The sequence below is a fragment of the Streptomyces desertarenae genome (genome assembly GCF_042681365.1).
Taxonomy (GTDB): Bacteria; Actinomycetota; Actinomycetes; order Streptomycetales; family Streptomycetaceae; genus Streptomyces; species Streptomyces desertarenae.
In genome coordinates, this window is sequence record NZ_JBHUFU010000003.1 from 183,830 (window position 1) to 202,966 (window position 19,137).

At 74.5% G+C, this 19,137-nt stretch carries 16 protein-coding genes and 1 pseudogene; 7 read left to right on the forward strand and 10 right to left on the reverse strand.

Translation table 11 applies throughout. The annotated features are described in order from the left end of the window. Nucleotides 1-146: 146 nt before the first annotated feature. The 3 genes from ACFSJS_RS06945 to ACFSJS_RS06955 all read right to left on the reverse strand — a co-directional run bounded on the left by ACFSJS_RS06945 (nt 147) and on the right by ACFSJS_RS06955 (nt 3,259). The gene (locus tag ACFSJS_RS06945; protein ID WP_380897905.1) at nt 147-815 is read right to left on the reverse strand and encodes a DUF4360 domain-containing protein; all 669 of its coding nucleotides are present in this window, start codon (nt 813-815) and stop codon (nt 147-149) included. Between the two features lie 306 nt (nt 816-1,121). Then, entirely contained in the window at nt 1,122-1,772 is a 651-nt protein-coding gene (locus tag ACFSJS_RS06950) for a DUF4360 domain-containing protein (RefSeq protein ID WP_380897907.1), read from the reverse strand. A gap of 905 nt (nt 1,773-2,677) precedes the next feature. After that, nucleotides 2,678-3,259, reverse strand: coding sequence for a hypothetical protein (locus tag ACFSJS_RS06955; RefSeq protein ID WP_380897908.1), 582 nt, complete (start codon nt 3,257-3,259; stop codon nt 2,678-2,680). Nucleotides 3,260-3,358: 99 nt separating this feature from the next. On the opposite strand from ACFSJS_RS06955, the pseudogene ACFSJS_RS06960 reads away from it, so the two are divergent. The 4 genes and pseudogenes from ACFSJS_RS06960 to ACFSJS_RS06975 form a co-directional block, all read left to right on the forward strand. After that, nucleotides 3,359-3,896, forward strand: a pseudogene (locus ACFSJS_RS06960) (transposase family protein); the annotation flags it as partial. Nucleotides 3,897-4,128: 232 nt separating this feature from the next. Next, entirely contained in the window at nt 4,129-4,803 is a 675-nt protein-coding gene (locus tag ACFSJS_RS06965; RefSeq protein ID WP_380897910.1) for a DUF4230 domain-containing protein, read from the forward strand. Nucleotides 4,804-4,942: 139 nt separating this feature from the next. Continuing rightward, a complete protein-coding gene (locus tag ACFSJS_RS06970) occupies nt 4,943-5,836 on the forward strand; it encodes an alpha/beta fold hydrolase (protein WP_380897912.1) in 894 nt (297 codons plus the stop codon). A 93-nt stretch (nt 5,837-5,929) separates the two neighbouring features. After that, nucleotides 5,930-6,754 (forward strand): MerR family transcriptional regulator, encoded by an 825-nt coding sequence (locus tag ACFSJS_RS06975; protein WP_380897914.1) that lies wholly within the window; start codon nt 5,930-5,932, stop codon nt 6,752-6,754. 93 nt (nt 6,755-6,847) lie between these two features. Here ACFSJS_RS06975 and ACFSJS_RS06980 read toward each other — a convergent pair whose 3' ends face one another. The 4 genes from ACFSJS_RS06980 to ACFSJS_RS06995 form a co-directional block, all read right to left on the reverse strand. Next, a complete protein-coding gene (locus ACFSJS_RS06980) occupies nt 6,848-7,597 on the reverse strand; it encodes an SDR family oxidoreductase (RefSeq protein WP_380897916.1) in 750 nt (249 codons plus the stop codon). A gap of 225 nt (nt 7,598-7,822) precedes the next feature. After that, entirely contained in the window at nt 7,823-8,245 is a 423-nt protein-coding gene (locus ACFSJS_RS06985; RefSeq protein ID WP_380897918.1) for a VOC family protein, read from the reverse strand. 390 nt (nt 8,246-8,635) lie between these two features. Then, the gene (locus ACFSJS_RS06990; protein WP_380897920.1) at nt 8,636-9,655 is read right to left on the reverse strand and encodes a sigma-70 family RNA polymerase sigma factor; all 1,020 of its coding nucleotides are present in this window, start codon (nt 9,653-9,655) and stop codon (nt 8,636-8,638) included. A 169-nt stretch (nt 9,656-9,824) separates the two neighbouring features. Beyond that, complete coding sequence (locus ACFSJS_RS06995) at nt 9,825-11,066, reverse strand: FUSC family protein (protein WP_380897921.1); 1,242 nt, start codon at nt 11,064-11,066, stop codon at nt 9,825-9,827. A 281-nt stretch (nt 11,067-11,347) separates the two neighbouring features. On the opposite strand from ACFSJS_RS06995, the gene ACFSJS_RS07000 reads away from it, so the two are divergent. From ACFSJS_RS07000 to ACFSJS_RS07010, 3 genes are all read left to right on the forward strand, one after another. Continuing rightward, nucleotides 11,348-13,234: a SpoIIE family protein phosphatase gene (locus ACFSJS_RS07000; protein ID WP_380897923.1), complete on the forward strand. Its 1,887-nt coding sequence runs from the start codon at nt 11,348-11,350 to the stop codon at nt 13,232-13,234. A 224-nt stretch (nt 13,235-13,458) separates the two neighbouring features. After that, nucleotides 13,459-15,990: a molybdopterin oxidoreductase family protein gene (locus ACFSJS_RS07005; RefSeq protein ID WP_380897925.1), complete on the forward strand. Its 2,532-nt coding sequence runs from the start codon at nt 13,459-13,461 to the stop codon at nt 15,988-15,990. Next, a complete protein-coding gene (locus tag ACFSJS_RS07010; RefSeq protein ID WP_380897927.1) occupies nt 15,990-16,463 on the forward strand; it encodes a hypothetical protein in 474 nt (157 codons plus the stop codon). The genes ACFSJS_RS07005 and ACFSJS_RS07010 overlap by 1 nt, the downstream gene beginning before the upstream one ends. Before the next feature lie 62 nt (nt 16,464-16,525). Here ACFSJS_RS07010 and ACFSJS_RS07015 read toward each other — a convergent pair whose 3' ends face one another. From ACFSJS_RS07015 to paaI, 3 genes are all read right to left on the reverse strand, one after another. After that, entirely contained in the window at nt 16,526-17,044 is a 519-nt protein-coding gene (locus ACFSJS_RS07015; RefSeq protein ID WP_380897928.1) for an MSMEG_6728 family protein, read from the reverse strand. A gap of 77 nt (nt 17,045-17,121) precedes the next feature. Next, nucleotides 17,122-18,498, reverse strand: coding sequence for a phenylacetate--CoA ligase PaaK (gene paaK, locus ACFSJS_RS07020; RefSeq protein ID WP_380897930.1), 1,377 nt, complete (start codon nt 18,496-18,498; stop codon nt 17,122-17,124). Further along, complete coding sequence (gene paaI, locus ACFSJS_RS07025) at nt 18,495-18,950, reverse strand: hydroxyphenylacetyl-CoA thioesterase PaaI (protein ID WP_380897932.1); 456 nt, start codon at nt 18,948-18,950, stop codon at nt 18,495-18,497. Before paaI ends, paaK begins: the two co-directional genes overlap by 4 nt. Nucleotides 18,951-19,137: the final 187 nt, after the last annotated feature.

Consider the following 19,137-nt stretch of genomic DNA (forward strand, 5'->3'; position numbering starts at 1 on the left):
GGCGCGCGAACGGGAGGAGGAGCCCCGAGACGGCGCGGTGGGGTCCGGTGCGCCGCGCCGGCCGTGCGCGGCGCACCGGGCACGGTACGCGCCGTGGAGCGCGTACCGTGCCGTGCCGCGTCGGCGCGGCCTCGGGAGCGGGAGCGTCACCCCTCGTCGTCGGCGTCGCACTCCTTCCAGGCGAGCTGGTAGGTGGTGTTGACCGAGCCGTCGGTGGAGTCCATCGCGATGAAGCTGGTGGTCCGGGAGGTGTCGGAGGTGCCGCCGCCGACCCGCAGCTCGGTGTTGATGTTGAAGTTCCGGATCTCGCCGCAGGGCGCCCAGACCAGGGCGCCGATCTCGGTCACGTCGCTCGCCTGCCAGTTGTCGTCGAACGGTCCGGTGAACTGGTGGACGCCCTCGTTCGTCTCCGCCTGGCCCTGGAAGTAGTAGTGGGCCTTCTGGGTGGCGGTGGCGCCCTCGGCGAGGAACGCGTACCCCCGGTAGTTCACGCCGGCGATCGCGTAGGTGAAGCCCTGTGGAACCCGGACGGCCAGGTTGAGCTGGCAGTTCTTCCGGAAGTCGGTCGGTTTCGACCCCACGCCCACCTGGGCGAGGTAGTGGCTGTAGGTCACGGTGAAGGCCGTGTTGTCGGGGGAGACGGCCACGGCCGCCGTCCCCAGCGGGCAGCCCGACCCGTTGACCGTGACGACGTCGATCACCATCCTGTCGGTCGGCGCGTCCTCGAAGGTGGGGGTGGAGACGACGATGTTCGGGGAGAACGTCGAGGCGACCAGCGCCGCGATCGCACCACCCACTGCAAGTGCTCCGGACATGGTTCTCCAATCAAGCGTCTGTGGGGCACACCGGGCCGGAGGGCACGGTGCGTCCGCCGGAGGGGACTGACCGACGCGCGTGGTGCCGCGCCCCCGGCGCGCACCGTCCGCGGGCACGCGGGAACGGGCCGGGGGAGGGCGGGGGTCCCGGGGCGCGCGCTCCGGGGCCCCCGCCCGGACCCGCGGCCCGGCGGGGCACCGGCCGGTGTGCCCGGAACCGGTGACCGGGCACCGGGCCCGGCCGTCGCGTCCTCCGCCTCGAAGGGGGGAACGCGGGCCACGCGCGGTCCGTGCCGGTGGTGCGGATCAGGCCTCGCACCTCTTCCAGGCGATCCGGTAGACGGTGTTGACGGCGCCGTCGGTGGAGTCCATCGCGATGAAGCTGGTGGTCCTGTCGGCGGACTCGCCGCCGTCGACCCGCAGCTCGGTGTTGACGTTGACGTTGCGCTCCACGCCGCAGGGCGCCCAGACCAGCTCGCCGATCTCGGTCCGGTCCGCGGTCTGCCAGTTGCTGTCGTACGGGCCGGAGATCTGGTGCGACGAGGCGGTGGTGTCGGGCGAGCCCTGGAAGTAGTACTGGGCCTTCTGGGTGGCCGTGGCGCCCCTCTCCAGGTACGCGTACCCGCGGTAGTCCACGCCGGCGATCGCGTAGGTGAAGCCGTGCGGCACGCGCACGGTGAGGTTGAGCTGGCAGTTCTTGCGGAAGTCGGTGGGCTGGGCGCCCACGCCGGCCACGGCGAGGTAGTCGCTGTAGGTCACGGTGAAGGCCGTGTTGTCGGAGGAGACGGCCACGGCCGCCGTCCCCGCCGGGCACCCCGAACCGTTGACGGTGTTCACGCTGACCTGGATCTTCTCGTCGGGGACCGTGGAGGTCGGTTCCGTGCCGAGCGCGATGCCGGAGAGGGCCGAGGCGAACAGCGCCGCGGCCGCTCCGCCGGCCAGAAGGATTCCGGACATGGTTCTCCAATCGATCGTCGTGGACGCGGGGAGGAACGGTTCCGGCTCCGTCGGTCCACGGGACGGGATGTGCGGTCGGTGCCATCCGGGCTTCCCGGGTCCCCGGACGTCTCCGCGGGGCCGGACGGGGCGCGGCCCCGGGGCCGGCGGTCCCGTCGGAGGCCGGGAGCGGACCCGTCCGCGGTGGGGCGCGTTCGGCCGGGTCGCGGCCGGAGCGGTGCGCGTGTTCGCGGACGGACGGTCCGGGTGGCCGGAGCGCACCTGCGGGGAAGGGGCGGGGCGGCGCCCCGCAACCGGGCGGCGCCTTCGCGGCCCGGTTTTCCGCAGATTCGCAAAAAAGGAGGTGGGATCGCTCCCAACCTAGGGAGCCGCGCACCGCCGGGCAAGGTTCCGCGCAGCTCTCCGGGAACACGGCCGAAACGCCTCCTCGGTGCCGTCGCCAAGCGATTCGCATTCCGGATCGCCGCGTGCGGTAAATGTCCCGCACCGGGTTCCGGGTGGCAGGGAGGAATTCCCGAACGCCTCCGGCGAGCTGCCGGGGCGGCCCGCCCAGGGCACCCCGGCGCCGCCGGACGGCGCCTGGTGCGCGCCGTCCCGGCGATCCGCCGGATTCCGCCGGGCCTTGGATCGGTTGCCGTTCCCGGGTCGTCTTTTCGCGCCAACCACACGACGGGATGAGGCAGTTGGGAAACCACGGGCAGGGCGCGCCCCGGCCGGGCCGTTCCGTCCCGCGCGTCCTCCCCTTTCAATCTCCGGTATCCACCGGTGAATCGACCGGTTGCCGGCGGAATATATTCACGGACGCGCCGCACCGGTATGCGGAAGGGGGAACGGCGGGGCGGCGAGGTCTCTTGCCGGGCCGGGTGCCTAAGGCTGTCCCGTAAATACCGGCGCAGTCCGCCCCGTCACCCGACGGGACTCGTTCGTCGGTTTCCGCGGGCAGTTCGGCTGTGTCCCAGCAGACGCGCCTGCTCGCTCTTGAGCTGTGTGAACCTGTCGCGGATGTACTCCCTGAGCTCCCGGCCGGGGAAGGAGATGAGTGACAGGTGCTCCTCGTAGTTGCCCTGGGCCCATCGGGCAGCAGTGATCTCGTAGCCCGAGACATGGGCGCAGAGCTGGAGGAGGGCCGGGGGCATCTCCTCCTCGATGAGGAGGTCGGCCTTGGTGACCACTACGTCCCGCATGGCCCTGATGTTGGGGATGAAGACGGTTGTGGCCCAGGTGCGCCACTCCGCGAGTTCCTGCTCGGTGGGTGGTGTGTCATGGCGGAAGGGATCGCGGCCGTCGGGGCGAGCGTACTTCTCCGAGAAGGTGTCGTAGGTTCGGCTGTTGGCTTCCATGAGGGCGAACAGCGGCCCGTAGAAGTCGCTCAACTGCTGGTTGACGCGCGTGAGTCGGGCCTGTCGCTGTGCAAGGCGCAGTCCGTTCAGATAGGTCGCCAGGTAGCCGATGAACGCCAGTCCGACGGTCAGGATCACTGTAGCCATGGCAGACGATGCTATGGGTCCGCTCCCCGCCCGGGGACAGGATCGTGCAGGGGGGCGACGCAGCCGGCAGCCCGGAGCGCACGCGGTGGGACGATTCCCGTGGCTGGTGTGATCACGGCGTTGGAGCCGTCCTGGACAGCCCCGTTCACCGGGCTGAGCCCGCGTGCCTTCGGGAAGCTGGTGACAGTTCTGCGGCGCGGGGGTGCGGACGCGGTCCGCAAGGGCCGGCCGTGGAGCCTGCCGCTGGAGGCCCGGGCCCCACTGGCCGCGGCATACCGGCGCACGGACCTGACGGCGGGTCAGCCCGCCCTGTCGTTCGGGATGCCGAAGTCGGCGGCGGGCCGCATCATCGACCACCTCGGGCCGATGCTCGCGCTCCGGCCCCGCAGCGACCGCCGACGGCGGTCACCGGGGCGCCGGACTGCTCCTCCCGCACCGAAGGACGAAGGGCCGGGCCGGACTCCCGGACAGGGAGGAGGAACACAACCGGCCCCGCAAGCAGGTCCGCGCCCGCGTCGAGCACGTCTTCGCCCGCATGAGGACCTGGAAGACCCTCCGCGACTGCCGCCTCGAAGGCGACGGCGTCCACCACGCCGTGCCCGGCATCGCCCGGATGCACACCCCGGCCCTCGCCGGATGGGCCGGCGGCCCCGCACGACGACCGACCTCGCCCGAGACGACGTGGAGATCGTTTGCGGGACGGCCTCCAGACGTCCGGCCGGACCGGATCCCTCCCCGCCCGGCCCGGGTCCCCGCCGGCACCCCGGCCGGGGCGCGCGTCCGGCGGCGGCCCGGTTCCCGTTCAGGGAGGGGATTTCGGGGAACGAGGGCGTGCGGAGACTCCCGCAGCAGCCGACGGAGGTGCCCCGATGGCCCGGTCCGAAAGGTCTCTCGCCACTCCCGGACGGCTCGTCCTGCTCCTGTTGCTGGTGCTCCTGCCGGCGGGGGTGCTGCTGGCCGGGCAACTGCGGCTGCTGCCGGACCTGGAGAACCCGTTCGCCACCCGCACCGAGGACCGCACCGGCCCGGCGGTGCTGAAGTCCCTGCGGGACATGAGCCGCTACGAGGGCGCGTCCGGTACCTTCCAGGTCGTCGTCGACCTGGAGAAGGACGCGAAGTTCCTCCCGGACGCCGTGCGCGGCAGCCGGACCCTGTTCGTCGGGACGGGCGACGTGGGCGCGTACGTGGACCTCGGCGGTCTCGGCGAGGACGCCGTCACCGTCGCCGAGGACCGCACGCGGGCGGCGGTCCGGCTGCCGCGCGCCCGCCTGGAGGAGCCCGCGCTGGACGTCGAGCGCTCCTACGCGGTCACCAAGGAGCGCGGCCTCCTCGACCGACTCGGTGACGCCTTCTCCGACAACCCCGGTGACGAGCGGGAGGTGCACCGGGTCGCCGCGGAGCGGATCGCGGAGGCCGCGGAGGAGAGCGGTCTGGCGGCGCGCGCCGAACGGAACACCGAGGACATGCTGGAGAACCTGCTGCGCTCCCTGGGGTTCGAGGAGGTCTCCGTCTCCTTCGGCGCGGAACGGCGGGAGCGCGGCTGATCCCGGGGCCGCGGACGGCGGGCGGACCGGTGCGCCCCGCCCGTTCCCATCGGGGTGCGGGCCGGTTATCGTACCGACCGGCCGGTAGGAGGCGGTCGCCCGGCCGTCCCGGCCGAGCCGTCTTCCGAGGAGGAGCCCGATGCCCCGCGCCCTGACCCACGGGATCGAGCTGGAGTACGACACCTTCGGCGAGCCCGGCCGCCCCGCCCTCCTGCTGATCATGGGGCTGGGCATGCAGATGACCGCCTGGCGGCCGGAGTTCTGCCGGGCCCTGGCCGACCGGGGCTTCCACGTCATCCGCTACGACAACCGCGACAGCGGGTTGTCCACCGCCTTCGACGGGGCCCCGCCCCCGGACATCGGGGCCGTTCTGGCCGGCGACACCTCCACCGTCCCCTACCGGCTGGCCGACATGGCGCGGGACGCCGCCGGGCTGCTCGACGCGCTGGGCGTCGGCGCCGCACACGTCGTCGGCGCCTCCCTGGGCGGCATGATCGCCCAGCAGCTCGTGATCGACCGTCCGGACCGGGTGCGCTCGCTGTGCTCGATCATGTCCACCACCGGGGACCGCTCGGTCGGCAGGGCCACTCCCGAGGCGCTCGCCCTCCTGGCGGCGCCGCCGGCCCGCAGCCGGGAGGAGGCCGCGGCGCGGGCCGTCCGCTCCGCCGCCGTCCTCGGCTCCCCCGCCCACCCGACCCCGCCCGGGGAGGTGCGCGAGCGCGCCGCGGCCGCGTACGACCGCGCCCACCGCCCCGAGGGGGTCGCCCGCCAGTACGCCGCACTCCTGGCCTCGCCCGACCGCACGCCGCACCTGCGCTCCGTCGCGGTCCCGGCGCTGGTGGTGCACGGCGCGGACGACCCGCTCGTCGACCGCAGCGGCGGCGAGGCGACGGCGGCCGCGATCCCCGGCGCCGAGCTGCTGGTCGTCCCCGGCATGGGGCACGACCTGCCCGAGCCGCTCTGGCCGCTGATCACCGACGCCGTCGCCCGCACCGCGGCCCGCGCCGACGACCGCGTCGCCGGCCGGTCATGAGGGCCGCGCGGTCGGTCGGAACCGGCCGTGCCCCCGGGTGAAGGGGCGGCGCTTGACCCTGACACCGTGTGAGGCGCTGCAGTGGGAGGCGTCATGTTCACCATCGGAGACTTCGCCCGGCACGGCCGCGTGTCCGTCCGCATGCTGCGGCACTACGACGCGATCGGTCTGCTGCGCCCCGCACGGGTCGACCCGGCCACCGGCTACCGCTTCTACGAGGCGGTCCAACTGGCCCGCCTCAACCGCGTCGTCGCGCTGAAGGACCTCGGTTTCACCCTCGATCAGGTGAGGACGATCCTCGACGAGCGGGTGAGCACCGAGGAGCTGCGCGGGATGCTCCGGCTGCGGCGGGCGGAACTGGAGGCCGCTGTGGCCGACGCCACCGCGCGGCTGGCCCGGGTCGAGGCGAGACTCCGGACGATCGAGAGCGAGGGACGCATGCCCACCGAGGACGTCGTGGTCAAGAGCATTCCGCCGGTGCGGGTGGCCGAACTGACCGGCACCGCCGGCAGCTACGGACCGGAGGACATCGGGCCGGTGATCCAGCCCCTGTACGGCGAGCTGTTCCGCCGGCTGGACCGCGCCGGGGTGATGCCGACGGGCCCGGGGATCGCCTGGTACGAGGACGCGCCGGAGGGAGGCGGCGCGGTCGTCGTCCACGCCGGCGTCGCGGTCTCGGCCGAGCCGGGGGAGGGCCCGGACTTCGCGGTCGTGGACCTGCCCGCCATCGATCGGGCCGCCACCGCCGTCCACCGCGGTCCCATGGACGACAGCGTCGCCACCGAGCAGGTCCTCGCCCGCTGGATCGACACCAGCGGCCACCGGCCGACCGGCTACGCGCGCGAGCTGTATCTGGAGTGTCCCGAGGACACCGCGAAGTGGGTGACCGAACTCCAGGTGCCGATCACCCCGGCCTGAGCCGACCCGCCCCGGCTCCCGGCGGCGGATGCGCGGCGGCGCGCCGCACCGGGCGTCCCCGGTGCGGCGTGCCTCCTCCGGGTGCCGCCGTCCTCACGGCCACGAGGTCTCGGTGCGCGGGACGACGACCACCTCGGGCATCACACTGCCCCCGGGGACCGACAGCGCGCACAGGACCGCGTCCGCCACGATGTCCGGGCTCTGCAGCTTGGAGGTGTCGGCGTCGGGGAAGCGCTCGGTGACGAACGGGGTCTCCATGCCGCCGGCGATCACCCCGGTCACCCCGATGCCGAGACAGTCGCGCTGGGCCTCCTTGAAGAGGGTGTGGGTGAAGGCGCGCAGCCCGGACTTGCCCGCCGAGTAGGGGCCGGCCTCGGTCCAGGTGCGGTTGGACGCGGTGGACAGGATGTTGACGATGTGGCCGCCGCCGCGGGCGACCATGCGCCGGTAGGTCTCCAGGCACAGGTACATCGGCCCCAGGAGGTTGGTGGACACCACCCGGGTGACCTCCTCGGCGGTCAGGTGCTCGATGGGCTTGGAGACGTCCACGGCGGCGTTGTTGACCAGGACGTCCAGCGGCCAGGACGCCTCGTCCAGCCGGCGGAACGCGGCCGCGACCGCCTCCGCGTCGCGGACGTCCGCCTCCAGCAGGCGGACGTCCGCACCCTCCTCCTCGCTCACCCGGGCGCAGAACTTCTCGCCCTCCTCGCGCCGGACGTCCACCACCCGCACGGCCGCCCCGGCCCGTGCCAGGCGCCGGGTGATGGAGGCGCCCAGTCCGCGGGCCCCTCCCGTCACCAGGGCGCGTTTGCCCGTCAGGTCCACATGCGCGGAACCGCCCATGGCTCCTCCTCCTCGCTCGGCCGCTGTCGCCCGCCCGCACGGGGGCACCGCCCGCGGCCGGGGCACCGGCCGGCTCGGGGCCGGCGCGCCGGGCCGGGCGCGTTTCGCCGGGGTGCCCGCGCGGCGGAGGGCGAAACGGGCGCGGTCCGCGGGTGACGCGCCCACCGCGGGCACATCACCCGGACGGAGCAGGCGGGACGCGGCCCCGGCCGTACCGCCCGCCGGTCAGGCGGGTGCGGCCTCCTGCTCGCGCAGCGCCGCGGGATCCATGTGGACCACCTCCCACAGGTGCCCGTCCGGGTCCTGGAAGCTGCGCGCGTACATGGCCTCCTCCTCCATCGGCTCGTTGGCGGGGGAGCCGCCGGAGGCCAGGGCCCTGTCGGCCAGGTCGTCGACCTCCTCCCGGCTGTCCACGCCCAGGGCCAGGATGGTCTCGGTGCCGCCGGTGGCGTCGACGACCTCCTTGGGGGTGAAGGAGCCGAAGAACGGCTCGGTCAGCAGCATGGCGTAGATGCCGTCGTCGATGACCAGGCACGTGGCGTTGTCGTCGGTGAACCGGGGGTCGAAGGCCAACCCGAGCGCGGTGAAGAAGCGGGTCGACCGCTTCAGGTCCTTCACCGGCAGGTTGACGAAGATCTTCCTGGACATTCGCTCCTCCTCGATCGTTTCCGGGCCGCGGGGCCGCGGGGCCGCGGTCCCGGGACCGCTCCGTGCCGGACGGTGCGCGGAACCGCCCGCACAAGGGTGGACGGCACCGGGGCGCCGAACTCATCGGCCGCCCCGCGGGCGGCCGGCGCGGGGAAGGGCGGGGAGGCGTGACCGCCGGCCGCCGTGCGCGCCGATCCGCGGGCGGGTGGCGACGGGGCGGCGGCCGACGGGTTCCGCCCGCCGGTCCGCCCTGCCGAGGGCCGGTGGACAGGAGGACGTCCCGGCCGCTCACGACGGACCGCGCGCCTTCGGCCCGGGAGCCCGGCGGCACCCCCCGCCGGGGGCCGCCCCCCGCTGCCGGGGGCGGACGCGGGGCCGGAGCCGGCCGGCTCAGCGGGCGCCGAGGCGCGCGGGCAGGCCGAAGAGCGGGAACAGCCGGGCGGTGTCCAGGAAGGAGTCGAGTGCGGTGATCCGCCCGCCTGACACCTCCACCACCTGCAGCGCCCAGGGGGCGAAGCCGCCGTCCGGCGCCGGGCGGTACTGGCCGAACCCCTGGCGGCCGTTCGCCGCCACCGGGACCAGGCGCGAACCGCGGCAGCCGCTGCCGTGCCCGGTCAGCCACGCCCGTATGTCGGCGTGGCCGCGCAGCCACAGCCCGTAGGGCGGCATCGACAAGGTGGCGTCGTCGTGGAGCACGGAGGTGAGGTCGTCCAGGTCGTACGCCTCGAAGGCGCGCACGTAGCGTTCCAGGAGGTCGCGCCGGGCCCCGTCCAGCGTCCCCGCGTCCGGGTTCCCGGCGGCGGAGACCTCGCCGGAGGCGAGAGTCGCCCGCGCGCGCTGGAGCGCGCTGTTGACCGACGCGACCGTGGTGTCCAGCAGCTCGGCCACCTCGCTCGCCCGCCAGCCGAGCACCTCGCGCAGGATCAGCACCGCGCGCTGCCGGGGCGGCAGGTGCTGGAGCGCCGCGACGAACGCCAGCCGCACCGACTCGCGCGTCACGGCCGCCTCGGCCGGGTCGCCGCCGTCCGGGAGGATCCGTGCGTCGGGCATCGGCTCGATCCAGGTGGCCTCCGGCAGTGCCGACCCGGGGCGCAGCTCCGGCCGGCCCGGTGAGGACAGATCCACGGGGCGGGCGCGCCGGGCGCTGCGGCCGAGCATGTCCAGGCACACGTTGGTGGCGATGCGGTACAGCCAGGACCGCAGCGAGGACCGCCCCTCGAACCGGGAGAGACCGCGCCAGGCCCGCACCATCGCCTCCTGCACGGCGTCCTCCGCCTCGAACGCGGAACCGAGCATGCGGTAGCAGTAGCCCGTCAGCTCCGACCGGTGCCGCTCCAGCTGTGACTCGTCCGCCGCGGGCCCGCGCGTCACCGTGCCCGCCGCGCCGTCCGTCGTGGTGACGTCACCCATCAGGGCCCCCTGTGTCCTGGACCGTGCTCGTCCGCACCGGCTCGCGGGGCGGACGGCGCACGCGCTCTCCGACCGGCCGGCCGCGGTGCGGGCCGGCCCACTCCCCAGCAAACCACCGGTCACTGACAACCGCGTCCCGAAGCCTTCGGCACCGCCCGGAACCGGCGGTTCAGGCCTCCGTCCGCTTCCGGCGCCGCCGCCGGCGCCGGGAGCGGGGCAGCCGGAAGCGGCGCTTGAACTCGTACAGCCTGGGGTGCCGGTCCCGCTCCTCGCGGGTGTAGCGGTCCAGCTCCTCCGCCAGACGAGTCGAGCGCTTCTCCACGTCCAGCTCGTCCAGCATCCGGTCGCTCTCGGCCAGCAGCGCTCCCAGCAGGTGCCACTGGCGGGGGTGCTCCCGCACGCGGGCGAGCATCAGCCGGGCGACCCGCTCGCGGCTGGCGCGGCCGGCCTCCAGCTCCTTGGTCAGCCGGTCCTCCGCCTCCTCCGAGCTGGCGCTCAGGGGACTGGTGACCAGGACGGCGAAGCTGCGCACCGACTCGGCGATGTGCTCGAACAGCTCCTCCAGTTCGGCGGCGACGTCCGCCGGGAACAGCGGCTCGTCCTCGCGGTGCCGGGCCAGGTCGGTCAGGGTCCGCGACATCGACCGCATCACCGAGGTGCAGATCTCCAGCGTGTCCAGGCCGGTGCGCAGCACCACCCGCGACAGCAGCGCCTCCTTCACCCGCGGATTGAGCCGCAGGCTCTCCTCGGCCTGGACGAGGGCGGCGTCGACCTGGACGATGTCGTTGTCCAGCCGGCGCGCCTCGTGGAGCCGGGCCGCGGCGCGCTGCACGGGTGTGTGGACGCCCGGCGACTCGCCCATGTGCAGCAGCAGCCGGCGCATCCGCCCGGCCAGGTCCACCAGCGCCTCCTCGGCAGGCTGGACCCACACCGGCGGCACGAACAGGAAGTTGAACAGGAGCCCGACGATGGCGCCGATGAGGGTCTCCAGCACCCGGCTCAGCGCCAGGTCGGTGGCGTGGGAGACCCCCAGCACCAGCATGGCGCTGATCGCCACCTCGGGGATGAAGTCGCCCGCCCGCACCAGGTGGCCCACGGCCAGCGAGGTCAGGATGAGCAGGCCCAGGCTCCACCAGCTCAGACCCACCAGGGCGCTGAAGCCGACCGCGATGGTCACCCCCGCCACCACGGCGTTGACCCTGGTGATGCCGCTGGTGAGCGTGGCGTACAGGGTCACCTGGACCACCAGCAGGGCGGTCAGCGGGGCCAGCAGCGGGGCACGGGCGTCCGTCAGCCACAGGGCGGTCGCATAGGCGATGGTCGCCGCGGCCGTGGAGCGCAGGGCCTGCACGACCGCGGGCTCCCTGCGCCGCTTGACGAACTCGATCACGGGTCCGGGAACATCAGGCACACTACGGCCCTTCCCGCGCGGGGAGCGCCGACACCGTCCGACCAGCCTGCACTCCTGCCTCCTTCGTCACACCCGCCCCACCGGATCCCCGGAAGCCGCCCCTGCCATGCCCCCGGCGCGCCGTGCCACCCGTCCGGGCCACGACATCGGACGGGCGGCCACGTCTCCGGGCGGTATGTGCTGAACATCCCTTAATTCGGGTAGGGGGTAACCGGCGGTCCCGAGGAGCCGCGGCGAGGGCGCCGGGCAGCCCGGCACGGAGGGGCCGGCGAGGAGGCGGTGTGGCAGACGGGACCACCGGGGACGCCGGGGAGACGAGCGCACCCGACCGGGCACGGGAGCCCGGCGTCCTGCGCGCGCTCTTCGAGGACGTGGGCTCCGGCGTGTTCGCCACGGACGCCGCGGGCAGGCTCATCGCCGTCAATCCCCGGGCCGAGCAGATCACGGCGCGCCGGGCCGGCGGAATGCTCGGCCGCGATCTGCACGACCTGCTGCACCGCACCGCCGAGGGCGGCCCCTACCCCCGGGAGCGGTGCCGGACACTGCGGACGCTGGCCGACGGACGCCCCCGCGAGGGCGGTGACGAGTACCTGCTGCGCGGCGACGGCACCACCGTTCCGATCATCTGGTCCGCCTCCAGGCTGCGGCTGCCGGGGGAGCCGCCCGGCCTGGTCTTCACCTTCCACGACTTCAGCGTGCGCCGGGCCGCCGAGAGGCAGACGGAGGCCCACCTGGCGGTGCTGGAGACCCTGACCAGGCGGCTGACGCTGGTGACGGAGGTCTCCTCCGTCCTCATCTCCGATCTGGACGTCTCCCGGATGCTGCGCGAGACGGGCCGCCTGCTGGTGCCGGAACTGGCCGACTGGACCGCGGTGGACGTGTGCACCGACCCGGCGGGCGAGGGGCGCCGCGCCGCCGTCCACAGCCGGGACCACCCGGAGGCGGCGGAGCTGGAGGGCCCGCTGCCGCCGCTGCCGCGGGAGACCGCCTCGGCCCCCGCGCGGGTGCTGCGCGGCGCCGGTCCCGTCCGGTTGACCGCCGACGACATCGCGCGGACGCCCGGCTCGCCGCTCGCCGCCGCCCACCGGGAGCTGTTCGAGCGGCTCGGCGGCCACAGCGCCGTGGCGGTCCCGCTGCGCAGCCGGCAGCAGGTCTTCGGAATGCTGACGGCCGCGCGCACCGGGCGGGCCCGGCCGTACACCGAGGACGAGGCGGCGGTGCTCGCCGACATCGGCCGCCGGGCCGGACTGGCGATGGACAACGCCCGGCTCTTCGACCAGCAGCGGCACGTCGCCGAGACCATGCAGCGCCAGCTGCTGACCCCGCTGCCGCAGACCGACCACCTGCGGATGGCGGCCCGCTACCGGCCCGCACAGGTGGCCGCCGAGATCGGCGGCGACTGGTACGACGCCTTCCTGCTGGCCGACGGGACCACCACCATGGTCATCGGGGACGTGGTCGGCCACGACCTGCAGGCGGCGGCCCACATGGCCGAGGTCCGCAACATGCTGCGCGCCCTGGCCTGGGACCGCCAGGAGCCCCCCAGCCTGATCATGCGGCGGCTGGACGAGGCGATGACCAACACCAGCGACGCGCCCATGGCCACCGTCGTCTTCGCCCGCATCGAGGGGGACGAGGGCGGCCCGTGGCGGCTGCACTGGGTCAACGCCGGGCACCCGCCGCCGCTGCTGGTCACCCGGGACGGCGGCGTCCGGTGGCTGGACGACGGCCACGGCCCCCTGCTCGGCATGAGCTCCACCCTCCACCTGGGCATGCACTGGCCCGACGCCCACGAGGGGCTGCCGCCGGAGTCGACGGTGCTGTTCTACACCGACGGCCTGGTGGAGAGCCGCGACCGGCCGATCGACACCGGCATGGAGCTGCTGGGCCGGCACGCCGCCGCCCTGGCCCGCCGCGACCTGGAGGACTTCTGCGACGAACTGCTGGAGCGCATCGACCCGCGCGGCGACGACGTCGCCCTGCTCGCCCTGCGGCTGCCGCCGCGCGGCGCGGGCGCCGCGGGCGACAGCACCCCGCCGCCGTCCCGGGGCCGGCACGCCCACAACCCGGCCGACCCCTCCCGTTCGGCCCCCGGGGCCGAGGCGCTGGGTGCGGACGAGACCTTCACGGAGGCGCCCCACGGCAGGAAGCGTCCGCCACCTCCCTGACCGGCACCGGCCGGACGGGACCGCTCCGGCACGGGCGCGGCGGCCGGGGGCACCCCCGTACGGGGCCGGAGGAGGACGGGCGCGCATTCCGCCGCTTCGGCGGGGTACTGCGTGAAGCACTGCGCCCGGACCCGCCCGGCCCCGGGCGCCCCGTTGCCGCGGAGGGCACGGGGCGCGCGGAGGCGGCCCGGGCCCGGCACCGACCACGGCAGGAAGAGGACGGAATGGACCGGATCGCCGACATCTGGGGCCCCCGCACCCCGCACCCCCGGGGGACGGTGTGGCCCGCCCGCGTCGACCGGCACCTCCAGGAGGGGGTGGCGGAGGAGGACGTGGACCGGTGGGTGCGTTCCGCCTGCGTGCTGTGCAGCAACGGCTGCGGCTGCGAGATCGCCGTCAGGGACGGCCGGATGGTGGGAGTGCGCGGGGTGGCGACCGACGTGGTCAACCACGGCCGGCTGGGCCCCAAGGGCCTGTACGGAAGCTGGCCCTGGGCGAACAGCGCCGACCGGCTCACCCGCCCCCTGGTGCGCGAGAACGGCCGGCTGGTGGAGACGGACTGGGCCACCGCGATGGGCCGGATCGCCGAGGTCTCCCGGCGCCTGCTGGAGGAGAAGGGCCCCCTGTCCCACGGCTTCTACACCTCGGGGCAGCTCTTCCTGGAGGAGTACTACACCCTGGCGGTGATCGGTAAGGCCGGGCTGGGCACCCCGCACATGGACGGCAACACCCGGTTGTGCACCGCCACCAGCGCCGCCGCCTTCAAGGAGTCCTTCGGCACCGACGGGCAGCCCGGCTCCTACACCGACATCGAGCACTGCGACGCGCTCTTCCTCTTCGGCCACAACATGCCCGAGACCCAGACGGTGCTGTGGGCCCGCGTCCTGGACCGCACCCGTGCCGACGACCCGCCGAAGGTGGTGTGCGTCGACCCGCGCCGGACCGAGGCCGCGGCGGAGGCCGAGCGGACCGGCGGCGTCCACCTGGCCCCCCGGGTCGGCACCAACGTGGCCCTGATGAACGGCCTCACCAGGGAACTGTTCGAAAGCGGCCGCGTGGACACCGACTGGGTGGAGCGGCACACCCTCGGAGTGGAGGACCTGCGCGCGACCGTGGAGCCCTACACCCCGGAGGAGACCGCCCGGATCTGCGAGGTGGACGCCGAGGACGTGCGGCGTGCGGCGCGGATCTTCGGGGAGAGCGACCGCGTGCTCTCCACCGTCCTGCAGGGCTTCTACCAGTCCCACCAGGCCACCGCCGCCGCCGTGGCCGTGCACAACCTGCACCTGCTGCGCGGCATGATCGGCCGTCCGGGCGCCGGCGTCCTGCAGATGAACGGCCAGCCCACCGCGCAGAACACCCGCGAGTGCGGCGCCGACGGCGACCTGCCCGGCTTCCGCAACTGGAGCAATCCCGCCCACGTCCGCGAACTGGCGCGGCTGTGGAACGTCGACGAGATGACCATCCCGCACTGGGCCCCGCCCACCCACGCCCTGCAGATCTTCCGCTACGCCGAGCAGGGCTCGGTCGGACTGCTGTGGATCTCCGCCACCAACCCGGCCGTCTCCATGCCCGAGTCGGCCCGCGTCCGGAGGATCCTCGGCGGCGGACAGTGCTTCGTCGTCGTCCAGGACCTCTTCCTCACCGAGACCGCCCGCCTGGCCGACGTGGTGCTGCCGGCGGCCGGCTGGGGCGAGAAGACCGGCTGCTTCACCAACGTCAACCGCACCGTGCACCTGTCGGAGAAGGCCGTCGAGCCGCCCGGCGAGGCCAGGAGCGACCTGGACATCTTCCTGATGTACGCCGACGCCATGGACTTCCGCGACAAGGACGGCGCGCCGCTGGTCAAGTGGCGCACCCCCGAGGAGGCCTTCGACGCCTGGCGCGAGTGCAGCCGCGGCCGCCCGTGCGACTACTCCGGACTCTCCTACGACAAGCTGCGCGGCCCCACCGGCATCCCCTGGCCCTGTACCGACGAGCACCCCGAGGGCGTCGACCGGCTCTACGGCGACGGTGTGTTCAACACCGATCCCGAGCTGTGCGAGACCTACGGCCACGACCTGCTCACCGGGGGCACCGTCACCCCCACCGAGTACCGGGCGAAGGACCCGGCGGGACGGGCCTTCCTCAAGGGCGCGCCCTACGTGCCGCCCCACGAGGAGGCGAGCGAGGAGTACCCGCTGCTGTTCACCACCGGGCGCACCGTCTACCACTTCCACACCCGCACCAAGACCGGCCGCTCGCGGGAGCTGAACGACGCCGCGCCCGACGTATGGGTGGAGCTGTCCGTCCCCGACGCGCGCCGTCTGGGCGTCACCGAGGGCGACCGGGTGCGGGTGGAGTCGCCGCGCGGGGCGATGGAGGCGCGCGCCCGCGTCGGGCAGGTGGCGGAGGGCGCGGTGTTCGCCCCCTTCCACTACGGCCCCGGGGATCCGGACGAGGCGGTGCCCGAGGACTTCTCGCGGCAGGCGAACGAGCTGACCATGACCGTCTGGGACCCGGTCTCCAAACAGCCGTACTTCAAGACCGCCGCCTGCCGGGTGGTCAGGGTCGCCGACGGCGGGGGGCCCGCGCCCGCGCCCACCACCGCGGCCTCGCGGCCGGTCGACCCCTCCGTCCCGCCGACCCGGGGCGGTCCGGGCGCGGCCACCTCCGCCGAGGTGGCCGCCGACACCCCCGGCTACCCCAACGACCCGGCCCAGGCCCCCGCCGGTGACGGGCACATCGCCGAGGCCGCCGCCCCCGGGAGGTCCTGATGCCGCACCTGGCCACCTACGTCGGACTGCTCCACCACAGCGAGCGGACCCTCGCCGAGGCCCTGCGCACGGTGGGGGAGGGGCACGCGGCGGAGGCCGACGTGTACCACGTCTGCGACACCCTGGCGAAGATGAGCGAGGAGCACGTGCGGCGCCTGGAGCCCGTCGTCCGCCGGTACGGCGAGCAGCGGCACGGCGACGACGTCGAGGAACCCGAGCGGCTGTACGCCGACGGGCTGGGCGAGGTCCGCAAGGGGCCGGTCGGTCTCCTGCGCGACCTGCAGGACCTGCACGTCCTCGCCACCTTGGTGCAGACGACCTGGACCGCCGTCGCGCAGGCGGCCCAGGGGGTGCGCGACCGCGAGCTGCTGGAGCTGGCGCACACCTCGCAGGCCGAGACCGGCCGCCAGCTCTCCTGGCTCACCACCCGGCTGAAGGCGGCGGCGCCGCAGGCCCTGATCGTCGCGCCCTGAGGGGCCGGACGGCCTTCGGGACCCGCCCCGCCGGGTGCGGAGCCGCCCGGCGGGGCCGCCCTTCACCTGCCGCCCGCGGGAGGGCCGGCGCCGGAGCCGCCGGCGTCTTGGCCGGGGACCTCGCGGTCCGAGGCGGGCCACACGTAGGGCAGGTCGTCCGGCACGTCCGGGAAGAGCGGAGCGTAGTGGTCCGGGTCCTTGCGCACCAGCGCGGAGCGGTGGCTGAGGTGGAAGGACGGCTCCCCGAGCCAGGGGGGCAGCTCGCCGGCCCGTGCCAGCTCCTCCTGGGTGCGGGGGGCGGAGATGCCGGTCGCGTGCCGCAGGTCGGCGAGCATGGTGGCCTCGCAGGTGTCGGTGCGGCCGGCCAGGCGCCAGTGGCGGCAGACCTCCATGCCGTAGCGGACCAGGGCCTCCTCGTATCCCGCCCACATGCGCACCGCCGGATGCCGGGCCCAGCCGTAGCCGGGCACGGTCAGGGCGCGCAGCACCTGGAGCGCCTCCACCCGCTGCTTGCCCAGCCGCCGCCAGTCGAGCGTCCGGGCCGTTCCGGCGAAGTCGGGAAGCGGAAGGAACGTCTGCACGGTGTCGCGGTCCGATCGTCAGGCCCCCCAAGCCCCCCTGTCGGGTCCGGGGACGGGTACCCCCTCCCCGGCCGGGATCACCTGCCGCGTTCGTCGACGACGCGGCGGATCTTGCCCACCGACCGCTCCAGAGTCTCCGGGTCGACGACGTCGACGTCGACGGTGACGCCCACGCCGTCCTTGACGCCCCGGGCGATCGCGGCGGCCGCGGCCTCGCGCTGTTCGGGTCCGGTGCCGGGGCGGGCCTCGACGCGGACCGTCATGTGGTCCATCCGGCCGCGGCGGGCGAGACGTATCTGGAAGTGCGGTGCCACACCGGGGACGCGCAGGAGGATCTCCTCCACCTGGGTGGGGAAGACGTTGACGCCGCGCAGGATGATCATGTCGTCGCAGCGCCCGGTGACCTTCTCCATCCGGCGGAAGGCCGGGCGCGCGGTGCCGGGCAGCAGCCGGGTCAGGTCGCGGGTGCGGTAGCGGACGACCGGCAGGGCCTGCTTGGTCAGCGAGGTGAACACCAGCTCGCCCTCCTCCCCGTCGGGGAGCACCTCGCCGGTGATCGGGTCGACGACCTCCGGGTAGAAGTGGTCCTCCCAGATGTGCAGGCCGTCCTTGGCCTCCACGCACTCCTGCGCGACGCCGGGGCCCATCACCTCCGACAGGCCGTAGATGTCCACCGCGTGCAGCCCGGCGCGCTCCTCGATCTCGCGGCGCATCTCCTCCGTCCACGGCTCGGCGCCGAAGACGCCGAGCTCCAGCGACGAGGTGCGCGGGTCGACGCCCTGGCGCTCGAACTCGTCGAGGAGGGTGAGCATGTAGGAGGGCGTGACCATGATGACCTCGGGCCGGAAGTCCTGGATCAGCTGCACCTGCCGGGCCGTCATGCCGCCGGACGCCGGGATGACGGTGCAGCCCGCCCGCTCGGCGCCGTAGTGCGCGCCCAGCCCGCCGGTGAAGAGCCCGTACCCGTAGGAGACGTGCACCTTGTGGCCGGGGCGGCCGCCCGCCGCCCGGATGGAGCGGGCCATCAGGCCGGCCCAGACCGACAGGTCGTCCTCGGTGTAGCCGACGACGGTGGGGCGCCCGGTGGTGCCGCTGGAGGCGTGCAGGCGCCGCACCTCGGACATCGGAACGGCGAACATCCCGAAGGGGTAGTTCTCGCGCAGGTCGGCCTTGGTGGTGAACGGGAACCGGGCCAGGTCCGCCAGGGAGCGGCAGTCCTCGGGGACGACGCCCGCCTCGTCGAAGGCGCGCCGGTAGTGCGCCACGTTGTCGTAGGCGCGCCGCAGGGTGCGGCGCAGGCGCTCCAGCTGGAGCGCCTCCAGCTCCGCGCGGCCCATGCGCTCGGCCGCGTCCAGGGACTCCCGGGCCGGGGCCGGCCCCGGGCGCACGGCACGGGCCGGGCGGGGGGCCGGGGCCGGCGCCTGGACCGGGGGGATCGTCGGATCGCTGGTCATGGTGTCTCCTTCCGGCCCGGGAGGCCGCGGTCGCCCACGGAGCGGCTGCGTCCGCGGAACTCCACGACCACCTGCCCGTCCCGCAGGACGGTCACGTCGTAGACGCCGCTGCGGCCGAACCGGGTGCGTTCCTCGGCGACGGCCAGCAGCACGTCGCCCTCGTACACCGGTGTGGTGAAGACGACGTCCGCGCCGGCCGCCACGGTCACCGGGCCGCGGCTGTTGCAGGCGCAGGCGAACGCGGTGTCCGCCAGGAGGAACAGGTAGCCGCCGTGCGCGACGCCGTGTCCGTTGACCATCGCCGCCGTCACCGTCATCCGCACCGCGGCCGCGCCGTCGTCGGCCCGGAGCAGCTCCATGCCCAGGTCCCGGGAGGCGCGGTCGGCGGCGAACATCCGCTGGGCGGGGCCCGGGGCCGACACCGCCGTACCGGTGCCGGTGAGCCGTGTCATGCGTCTCCACCCCTTTCCGCCGCGGGCCGTTCCGCACCGCGCCCCGGGCCGGCGCGTCCGGCCCACCGGTGCCGCCGCGGGGCGCCGTCCGCGGGCCCGGACCGCCCTTGAGCCCGACCGACCATTCGGTTAGCGTTGCCGCGACGTCAGGTAACCCAACGCCCCGGTCGGCTGTCAAGGGGTGGGG

Coding starts and splice junctions, on each gene's coding strand:
- ACFSJS_RS06945 (WP_380897905.1), bottom strand. CDS start 815: ATGTCCGGAGCACTTGCAGTGGGTGGTGCGATCGCGGCGCTGGTCGCC.
- ACFSJS_RS06950 (WP_380897907.1), bottom strand. CDS start 1,772: ATGTCCGGAATCCTTCTGGCCGGCGGAGCGGCCGCGGCGCTGTTCGCC.
- ACFSJS_RS06955 (WP_380897908.1), bottom strand. CDS start 3,259: ATGGCTACAGTGATCCTGACCGTCGGACTGGCGTTCATCGGCTACCTG.
- ACFSJS_RS06965 (WP_380897910.1), top strand. CDS start 4,129: ATGGCCCGGTCCGAAAGGTCTCTCGCCACTCCCGGACGGCTCGTCCTG.
- ACFSJS_RS06970 (WP_380897912.1), top strand. CDS start 4,943: ATGCCCCGCGCCCTGACCCACGGGATCGAGCTGGAGTACGACACCTTC.
- ACFSJS_RS06975 (WP_380897914.1), top strand. CDS start 5,930: ATGTTCACCATCGGAGACTTCGCCCGGCACGGCCGCGTGTCCGTCCGC.
- ACFSJS_RS06980 (WP_380897916.1), bottom strand. CDS start 7,597: ATGGGCGGTTCCGCGCATGTGGACCTGACGGGCAAACGCGCCCTGGTG.
- ACFSJS_RS06985 (WP_380897918.1), bottom strand. CDS start 8,245: ATGTCCAGGAAGATCTTCGTCAACCTGCCGGTGAAGGACCTGAAGCGG.
- ACFSJS_RS06990 (WP_380897920.1), bottom strand. CDS start 9,655: ATGGGTGACGTCACCACGACGGACGGCGCGGCGGGCACGGTGACGCGC.
- ACFSJS_RS07005 (WP_380897925.1), top strand. CDS start 13,459: ATGGACCGGATCGCCGACATCTGGGGCCCCCGCACCCCGCACCCCCGG.
- ACFSJS_RS07010 (WP_380897927.1), top strand. CDS start 15,990: ATGCCGCACCTGGCCACCTACGTCGGACTGCTCCACCACAGCGAGCGG.
- paaK (WP_380897930.1), bottom strand. CDS start 18,498: ATGACCAGCGATCCGACGATCCCCCCGGTCCAGGCGCCGGCCCCGGCC.
- paaI (WP_380897932.1), bottom strand. CDS start 18,950: ATGACACGGCTCACCGGCACCGGTACGGCGGTGTCGGCCCCGGGCCCC.